The organism is Okeania sp., assembly GCF_983059655.1.
In genome coordinates this window covers 1-10,190 of sequence record NZ_CEZPJD010000243.1, presented here as the reverse complement: position 1 = coordinate 10,190, position 10,190 = coordinate 1, and the positions used below count along the sequence as shown (strand labels likewise).

Sequence of the window (10,190 nt, the reverse complement as noted above, 5' to 3'; positions counted from 1 at the left end):
CTGAAAAGCTTCTGGCTGAAACCAGAGGTAGTGATAACTAATAACTGATAACTGAAATGACAGGAACACAAGTTAACAAGAGTTATGTTTTAGTCCTGCCCAAGTTAAAGCGGGATAGCGATGTTAGAGCTAGCGATACTCCTGGTAAATGGGATGCTCAACCAAAAAAAGCTTTTCAAGACGTGGCTTCTAGTCTGGATTATAAAGCTCCAGGAGCGGTGAAAAGCGTTAGTTCTGTACCGACTATGTGGGCTCGTCCCCTATCTATGGAGATGGCTTTACATAATCCCTATTATCCCATCCGGGCAGAAATGGTCCAACAGTGGCAGGGGATGTTGGCGGCAGTTGCTCTGGCGGAAGTACGGCGGTTTCCAATAACTGCTCAATTTTTGGACTTGGGGCTAGAGAGAGACAAAAACCCTTTTGCTCGTTCTCTATACGAACTGCTGCCCGATCCAGTTAAAGCTCTGTATGCTTTAGATGGCAAAAACCCCTGGCAAGACGTTTATATATTTCTGTGGAATGAAAAACCCGTGGGTCTTAGCACCCCTAGTACCATTGTGGCCCCCTCTGAAGAAGGAAAATGGGATGGCTTGCCTTGGTGGAACAAACTAACGGGTCAGTTGGAGTCTCCTCAAGGACATCTCAATGTCAGCGAGAAGGCACTCCTTTGGCGCTGGCTGGAAAATTTGCAGGGAATTTTACACAACTACAGGGGTGAAGCAGAAGCAATTGATTCCATCAGCGGGTTATTAGACGAGTTCCAAAAAAGTTTGGGGTCTCGCCCGGATCAGCGTCTGAACTTGAGCAACAATCCTCAGTTTTTTGGTGTTGCCATTAACCGAGGGGTGTTGGAAGGTATTAATCGTCCGGTGAAAGCTGAGGCTCAGTCTTCTTGGGTTCGCTTAGTTCCCAGTCAAAGTAAGGCACAGGCAAAACCTCTATTGATTATTGACCAGGACATTTCTCCAGCTTGGGGAAAGCTGCCTCAAGATATTTGGATACACGAAGAGCAGACTCTGGCTTCGCTACAAATACAAGATTTGTATAACGGCAAAATTACCTGGCAAGATGTTAAGTGGAAGGAATCTAAGGATTTATTTCTGAAAGAATTTCGGTTTGTAGACCAAGATGAGGCTTTACCGGGAGCTTTCCTACCGTCAGGGACGAAGTTAACTTTTCAGGGTCAAACCATTACGCCCCTGATACCGCTCGATCCTATACTCCTAGACTATTTTACCCCGGAAGATTTAATCACCAAGGTTGAACTTGCTCAAATAAATAGCAACGATGGACCCCAAGTGCGAGTAACCCTAGATTTGCCTCTGTCGGGGATGACAGATGACCCTCAGCAGCCTCAGAACTATCGGATTTTTAAGGATTATCCGATAAAAGAGGAAAACGCTTTGCCCGAAGTGCCGGTATTGGAAGTGTGGCCGAACTTCCGGGCTGAGGGATGGCGCTCTTATTATGCTTTTTATTATGATGCTGAACATGGAGAGGATACTTTCCAGGTGAACCTACCGGAAGCGAAAGAACATCATCCTTTTGTAGATGGCAGGGGTGCTTATCAAATAACTTACCTAGAAGAATTTCCCAGTTTTATTGAATGCCAGGATAGTTCGAGAAATCCCATCGGTTTGATCATGCTGAAAAGTCCAGAGAAAGTTAGGTTGGGAGATCGATGGAAAGTGGGGGTAGATTTCGGGACTTCTTTCACCAATATTTATGTCAATAGCAACGATTTATCGGAGCAATTGAAGTTGGAGAACTTGCATTTGAAGGTGACAGAGGTTTTGACAGAAACGCGCAAACCTGTGTTGTTTGAATACTTTGTTCCGGAGAGCTTTATCCCTGCTGACAAACCGTTACCCTTGTCTAGTGTGCTGACAACTAGGGGGAAACCAGACAAGACGCAAAACCCAGATTTCCCAATTATTAATGGTAGGATTTATGTTCCCGATCGCAACAGGTTTGAACCGCTCCGGAGTTGGATAGAAACAGACCTAAAGTGGAAAAATTACATTCCCAACAAGTTGTTTTTGAAACACTTAGCTTTGCATATTAGCGCGATCGCAGCTAAACAAGGAGTCCAACAGATTCAGTGGTGTATTTCCTATCCTACTGCTTTTTCTCGTCGTGACAAAAATCGGTATGCTAAAACCTGGCAAGATTTGACTGAGGAACTTCAAGCTCAAACTGGAATTAGACACATTTGCCCCGATTCAAATGATGTAGGGTTATTCAAAAGTGAGAGTTTGGCGATCGCTCAATATTTTGCAGACCAGGAAAAACATGATTTAATCCGAACAACCTGTATTGATATGGGAGGTGGTACTTCAGATATTTCGGTTTGGTACAAAAACAAGCTCATTCATCAATGTTCGGTTTTATTAGCTGGTCGTCATTTGTTATCAGATTTCTTGGAATTAAATCCAAATTTTTTCGCCCAGATATTTGAGCAGAATCTGAACGAGTGGGCTCGATTAACTGAAGACAAGTTCAGTGCCAAATTGGATGTATTTCTGCGTCTGGAAAGCGAAAATTGGCTGAAAAATAAAAGAGATTTTGCAGAAGACGATCCGAAGTTCCAAGGTTTGCTCCAATTGATGGCAATTGGTATGGGCGGATTGTACTACTATGTAGGGATAGTTTTGGGAGTTCTGGAACAAGAAGGAAAATACCAAAGTCGGGAAATTACTCCGGTTTATATCGGCGGAAATGGCTCTCGACTGTTAAATTGGTTGGCTGAAAGGGGTAAATTTATTCCCTCTTCGGAAGTTAACGATCTGTTGAGTCAGATGTTGACTAAAGGCTCTGGATTTGACGATCGCGTGCTGGAAAAAACGCGATTGAGTCAGAGACCAAAAGATGAGGTAGCTTGCGGTTTAGTCTTGGGTCGTACTCGGTTGACAGGATTGGATAGGAAAACTGAAGATCCGTTGATTGCGGGAGAAAATTGTGAAATTAATGGAGAGTTCATCGACTGGACAGACCGCTTAAAGTTTGAGGGGAATATTCAGCAGTTAGAAATTCGCGATTTAAAACAGTTAAGAACGTTTCTAGACGATTTTCATGTGTCTTTGAAGGAGTTGAAGATTGAGGAAATTCTCCCTCTACAGGATTACGAATTGGGAGATGAACCAGGAGAAGAGCCAGAATCGGCTTATAACCAGGGTCTGTGGCGGGATACGGAGAGGGAGTTGACGAACGTTTTGTTGAATATGAAGGGGGAAACTGATGACATTCGTGTGGAACCGCCGTTTATTATGGGGTTGAAGGCTCTGTTGAAGGTTTTAGCTAAGGAGTGGGCAGGTAAATAGATGGTCTAATTCTGGCTGGAAGTCTGGAGACTTGCAGCCAGATATTTGAGTTCTAGGAATACTAATAGCTAGATATGTCTGAATCCGCGATCGTATAATTTGCGTTGTTGTTAGGATGCGTTAGATAGCTTTAATCACTGGCTGTAAAAGTGAACAATTGTCGCAACATACCATTTTAGAAAAGTTAAGGAGCTTAGTAAGAAATATGAGTAACTGTCCAAAGTGCGGTGCTGAGGTAAAGGAGCAGGATAATTTTTGTTCAAGTTGTGGTTTTAAGCTGCCAGATGCTTCGCCTAGTGAGAAATTTTTAGAGTTTAGGGGGAATAAAGCTCCTGTAAATAAGACAGATGAGGAGAAGCAAGAATCAGGAGAACTATCGGTGAGTTATGTCGAATCCCCAACTGATTATGATTTCGAGCAAGCGGGAAAAAACTCAGAGGAACAAACTCAAGCAGCAGAAAGAGAGAATTTGGCACAGGATGCTTTACGCAATCAACAATTGACTAAATTGCAATATCAAGAAGATGAAGATATTGTTGTGCGATTGGAGCAATTAAAACAGGAGCAGCGACACCAGAACCAAACGATAGCATCGCTCCAGTCTGAGTTGCAAGAATTAAGTCAGAACCAGAAAAACAATTCTGCCTCTTTAGAAGCAGAAAGAGGAGAAATCAGCCAAATTAATAACCAGATATCAGAACTAAAACAGGAGTTCCAACAACAGTTGGAAAATGGGTTGAAGCCAATCAAACAGTTGTTTAGTCTGTTGGGAGGATGGGTACAAAATTATCCAGAATATCTGCCATCGACAACAACAGTAATCCCGCCAGGAAAGCAGCAAACACCTACAAAACCAGCTACTATCGCAGAAACAGAGGAGGAAGGTAAATTACCTCTCAGTCAAGAAGAACAGTTGTTGAAAGACTATAAAGACCCAGAAAAACGTGCTATTTTATCAAAAAATGCGATAACGGTTTCAGCAACAGAAGAGAGTATTGATAACAGTCGTTTGGGTGTTGGTCAACCAGTTCTCAAACCAAAGCGCAGGGGTAACTATTGGATATTAAAACAAGGTACTTCACAGTATTTAGTTCCTAGCGATACGATAAAATTTAATGAATATAGTAACGAGACTCTGGAAAAATTGTTTGAGTGTCAAAGTGCAAATAGTGAAGGATATAAGGATAAATTTGAACTATTAAAACCTGCTAAAGTTTCTTCAATAGAAGAAGAAAAGTGGCAATTGTCTGAGCCAGGAAAATTGGAATTTATTGATTAATCTATCGAATTAAGAGGTTAGTTATTATGTGGAAAAAGATACACAATTGGAAAAGTATTTACAGTTTATTGCTGGCTTTTTTGTTAATGTCTGCTTCTTTAGTTGCTTGTGCGCCAACAGACTCAAAACTAGAAGTTAGTACGGAGGAAACATCAGATATTTCCAATGGAAACGTAGATTTAGAGAAAAGCTTTAACGATGTTGAAACAATTCACAATGAATTTCAAACGTCATTAGAGAATTTCATGAACGATGTCGTTGCAGCAAAAGATGGTTTGAAAGAAAGAGAATTAGTAAATAGTTCTGAAGTTAATCAAAAACTAACAGAACTAGAAACAAAAGTTAGGGATTATAGAGAGCAAATTTTTCAAACTGGAAATGAAGGAAATTTAGAGCAAATTTTTAATGATATAAATCAAAATATCCAAAACATTAAACCAATAACTGAACAGTTAAAAGATGGATTAGGCAAAGAGGCAATTGGTGAACTACAGCTATATCTGAAAGTTATTTCAAGTCGAAATGTAAATTATTTCGGACTGTTAGGTCCAGGTACTCAAGGTGCAGTAAATGGGTTACTGGAAGAAAACAGCGAACAGCTAAAAGATAAAATTATCTCTCTTCGTCAAATTGTCGCACCTTCATCTGTCATTCCTGATGAAAATGATAATGAATTGACTAGAAAAATAGCTGATTTGGAAGCAAGAAATGAAGAATTGTTAGCTATAGTTAAAAATAATCAGGCAGAAATAACCAACTTAAAGAACTTCAACAATGAATTACAATATATTCCTAGTGAATTAAATCAGTTGGAAACTTCACTACTAATATTAAGGATATTAGTTGTCATAATAGTTTTGGTACTAGCAGGAATAATATTAAAGTTATTGTTTGAGGAATTAAAATCTCGAAAGAGGAAAAAGTTAATTCGGGAAAGAAATAATGCTGGTAACTCGACTGGTAATTCCGACATTCAAGAACTTATTTTTGAAGTAGACGACAAAGTAGAAGATTTTTATGAGGAATTAGAAAAAAGGTATAAAACCTGGGATTCTGAAAGGGAAAAATTACAAAATCAAGTAATCAAGCTCCAACAAAATCAGCCAGTAAAGACTACAGACAATAATGCCGATAATAGAAAGTCTATTTTTAAATTAGAACATGAAGTCAAGGAAATATCTAGGCAATTACAAGAAATTTCTAAATGGTGTGATGGTGAACTGAGAAAGCTACAAAGTCAAATAAATCAGAGACAACAAAATCAGCAACTAAGGACTCCAGATAATGTAGCTGGAGGTTATACGGAAGCTCCAAGAACAAACAATTATTCGCCTAGTCCAGTAACACCAGAACCTCAAATGAATCGACAAACATCTGCTAATCAATATGCTGGCTCTTCAGGTCTTCAATTAATATCAACCTATCAGCAAAACCCCCGTTTGTTATCAAGAGATGCTATAGAGGTTTCGGAAACAGACCAAAGCATTGACCAACGTCGTTTGGGTGGCGGTCAAGGAGCAATTCTTCAGAAAAATCGTAAGGGAAACTATTGGATCTTAAATGAGGGTGGGAATGATTACATGGTTCCTAAAAATAACATCAAAATTAATGAGTATAGCTTGGAGACAGTTACAAATTTATTTGAATGTCAGGGATATCGACCTGAATATTCTGGGTTTAAACTAATAAAACCAGCGATAGTTTCTTGTGTATCGAGAGGTGAAGTTTGGCAACTTGTGGAACTTGGTGTACTGCAATTTTATTAATAGGCAATTTAATTTCTTGGGTAAGTCATTTCAGTTATCAGTTATCAGTACCTCTAGTTAAAGTATTGGGATTGAAATATTGAACTTTATTTTTTTCATCTCCTTGAAAGGGGAGGCTTGATCCCTTATTTTTTGGTCAATTATAAGTTAGATAATTGTGGAGTGAAAAGGATACAAAAGTTTATCAGTTTATTTATTATACCTTTCCAAAATTAGTATTTTTGGAACAGTGCAATAAGGGTATCAGAACTTTTTTTGGGGATATTTATTTAATAAAAAAGTGAGCTTTTATGTGGAAAAGTAGTGACATAAAATTATTACTATCTTTGCTTTTAATTCCTGTTTTTTTAGCGAGCAATCCCCTCGAAGCAGCGAATTTTTTATCCAGCAAGGAACTAACAGAAAATCTTTCAAATCCAGATAGTCAAAATTTAGAAGAAAGCCTTAAGGATATTCAAGAAACATACAAACAATTTCAAGAATTAGTAAAAATTTTTCTTGGAGAAATCTACGAAGTAAGAAATGACTTAAAGGCTCGGGAATCACTAAATACTTATGAAATTAATCAAAAACTCAAAGAAATTGAAGCAAAAGTTAACCAATATAAAAACAATTTGCCAACAACTAATGCCCAAGTTTCAGAGCTTTTTGATGAGATAAATCTAATTGTCAAGGAGATTAAACCAATCACTGAACAGTTAAAAGAGGGATTAGGCAAAGAGACAATTGGTAAATTACAAATAAATTTGGGATATCTTGTTAGTGGTCCAAGCGATCCATTTTATGGAGCATTAGGTCCAAATACCAGAGCAAGAATAAAGGAGTCCTTGAGAGGGAAGGGTCAACAGCTAGAAGATAAACTTACTCAGCTTTCTAAAGCGACAGAACAAGTGAGAAAACTACCTTCTACAAAAACTATTGAGGCTCTGAATACAAAAGCTTTAGTTAATAAGAATGAGATAGAAATAGAGAAGTTAAACAATGAATTAAAGAACATTTCTAATGGATTAAATCAGTTGAAAACTTCACTATTAATGTTATGGATATTAGTTATCATAATAGTTTTGGTACTAGCAGGAATAATGTTAAACTTAGTGGTTGAGGCATCGCAATCTCGAAGGAGGAAGAAGTTAACTCAGGAAAGAAATAATATTGCTAACTCAACTGATAATTTCGACATTCAAGAACTTATTTTTGCAGTAGACGATAAAGTAGAGGATATTTATGAGAAACTAGAAAAAATGTCTAATTTATGGGAGACTCAATGGAGGAACCTACAAAACCAAACAAACGATATCCAACAAAGTCAGCAAGTAAAGATTCCAAATGATAATGCTGATAATAAAGAGCTTACAGACTCGCCCACTCTTCAGTTGATATCAGAATATAATAAAAACCCCCGTTCTTTGTTAGAAAATCCTATAGAGGTCTCGGAAACAGACCAAAGCATTGACCAACGTCATCGGTATGGCAGTCAAGGAGCAACTTTTCAGAAATTTCGCAAGGGGAACTATTGGATATTAAATGAGGGTGGGATTGATTACATAGTTCCTAAACATAACATCAAAATTAATGAATATAACAGGAGTACAGTTGCAGATTTATTTGAGTGTCAAGGATACATACCTGAATACTCCGGGTTTAAACTAATAAAACCAGCAAGAGTATCTGCTATTTCTGGTGGAATGTGGCAACTTGTCGAACCTGGTGTGCTGCAATTTTATTAATAGGCAGTAAACTTAAAGTAAATTTATAAATGGGAGGATAACTAATGCCAAATTGTCCGGTTTGCAATACAGAATATCAACAGGAACAGGTGAATTTTTGCCTTACCTGCGGTTGGTACTTAAAGCTTGATTCCAGCAGTGGTGGAAGTTCAGGGTTGAGTTCGTCGGATGCTCTTAAACAAGTAGAAAATTGGGCGAGACGAATGTGGCAAGCGTCATCAAAAACAGCACTGTTACTAAAGGAACAGGAATCTCAATTACAACAATTGAGAGAAGAATACGAAAAGTTACAAGCAGAATTCCAGCAATCTCAACAAGAGCGATCGCTATTGGAATCGAAATTAGATAATTATACAGAAAAGTACGATCAACTGCAAGCAGAATTCCAGCAATTTCAACAAGAGCGATCGCTAGAAATAGTAGAAAAGTTGAATGATTTGACCGAGCAAGTGGTAGCGGGAAATAAAGAACAGGTGGTTGAGAAATCTCAGTTATCAATGATAGAAACAAATTTGCAGGAGCTTTCGGAAAAATTATCGCAAAAAACTGATCCTATGGAAAATCCAGAGTCTGAGTTGCCAGAAATAGTGGCAAATTTGAAGGAGCAAGTAGAGGTAGGGAATCAAGAGCAGGTGGGTCTTCAATCTCAGTTATCAACCATAGAAACAAAATTGCAGGAGCTTTCGGAAAAATTGTCTCAACAGAGTAGTCAAGAGGAACTCTTGGAGAGAATTTCTCAACAGATTAGTTCGCTGACAGAAAGGTTAGAGAAAATTGAAAAATCTTCCTCCTCAAAAGAGTTATCATCTCCCTCATCGTTAACAGATATCAATCTAAGTTGGCAAGAAGCTGAGTTAGCAGCAACTTATAATGCAAACCCAGATTCCTTATTAGAAAGAGCGAGAACAGTATCGGGAACAGAAGCAAGTATTAATCAATTCACTCAGGAGATAGTTTTTGAAACTAACCAAAAGGGAAATTGTTATATAATATCCCAAGGAAGTGACAACTATCTGATTCCTAAACAGGATATCAAACTTAACCAATATAATGAAAAAAATTTTGTCAGATTGTTTAAATATCAAGGTTCCCAGGAAGAGTCTAGCAAACTGTTACTCCTCAAACCTGCTAAAGTATCTCCATTCGGTGAAAGTTGGCGGTTGATCGAGCCTGGTGTGGTTAAGTGGATACAGATAGAAGTGGCAACAAAGCCACCAGAGCCAACAAAGCCACCAGAGCCAACAAAGCCACCAAAGCCAACAGAGCCAACAAAGCCACCAGAGCCAACAAAGCCACCAAAGCCAACAGAGCCACCAAAGCCAACAGAGCCACCAAAGCCACCAAAGCCAACAAAGCCACCAAAGCCAACAGAGCCACCAGAGCCACCAGAGCCACCAAAGCCACCACTACCACCTGAAGAAGCTATTTTGGTAGAACTTTACAATAGCAGTCGTAGTTGGCGATCGAAGAGCTATACAACAGTGAGATATACAACAGTAAAAGTCAATGAGAGCAGCGATGCAGTTGTTTTGGAAAAAGATAAATGGGGACATTATTGGATATTATCTGAGGAAAGCGGTGACTATTTAGCTCCTAAACCGAATACACCGAATACTAATATTAACCCAGATAAGAATGAAAATGTGGAAGGTTTGTTTGAATGTTATGGAAATTGGTCGGGAGAGCTGAAGCAGTTTCAATTGCTGAAACCAGCGAAAGTCGAACCTACAGGAGATGGAGGTAAATGGAAAGTTGTAAAATTGGGCGTATTGAAGTTTGAATCTAAGAAGTTAGAGGATGACAACAACTCTGAAAATGAAAATCAGGCAACAGAAAGTTAAAGGTTAAAAGTCAAAAGTAATATCATGTTTGGATAATTACTGATAATAAAATTTTGGTTTGTAGTTGGACTTGAGCCTCTAAAATACTTACTATTATTGCTATAGTGAAAATATTGTAGTGCGGGCATCTTGCCCGCGATGGGTGTACCTCATAACAGTGGAGACCGCTGTAACTTTTAACTTTTAACTTTTGAGTTCTATGAAACGGTATTATATTCTTTGAAAATTAATAAAATCAATAGAGCAAATTATTA

5 protein-coding genes are annotated in these 10,190 nt (G+C 38.4%); all 5 read left to right on the top strand.

What is annotated here, in order from left to right; genetic code table 11:
- Positions 1-56: 56 nt before the first annotated feature.
- Positions 57-3,323: a hypothetical protein gene (locus AC3DU7_RS15170; RefSeq protein ID WP_488040166.1), complete on the top strand. Its 3,267-nt coding sequence runs from the start codon at positions 57-59 to the stop codon at positions 3,321-3,323.
- A gap of 205 nt (positions 3,324-3,528) precedes the next feature.
- The gene (locus tag AC3DU7_RS15165) at positions 3,529-4,602 is read left to right on the top strand and encodes a zinc ribbon domain-containing protein (RefSeq protein WP_488040165.1); all 1,074 of its coding nucleotides are present in this window, start codon (positions 3,529-3,531) and stop codon (positions 4,600-4,602) included.
- 26 nt (positions 4,603-4,628) lie between these two features.
- A complete protein-coding gene (locus AC3DU7_RS15160; RefSeq protein WP_488040164.1) occupies positions 4,629-6,368 on the top strand; it encodes a hypothetical protein in 1,740 nt (579 codons plus the stop codon).
- A gap of 290 nt (positions 6,369-6,658) precedes the next feature.
- The gene (locus AC3DU7_RS15155) at positions 6,659-8,095 is read left to right on the top strand and encodes a hypothetical protein (RefSeq protein ID WP_488040163.1); all 1,437 of its coding nucleotides are present in this window, start codon (positions 6,659-6,661) and stop codon (positions 8,093-8,095) included.
- Between the two features lie 44 nt (positions 8,096-8,139).
- Positions 8,140-9,936, top strand: a complete 1,797-nt coding sequence (locus AC3DU7_RS15150) for a hypothetical protein (RefSeq protein ID WP_488040162.1) — start codon at positions 8,140-8,142, stop codon at positions 9,934-9,936.
- The last annotated feature ends 254 nt before the right edge of the window (positions 9,937-10,190 follow it).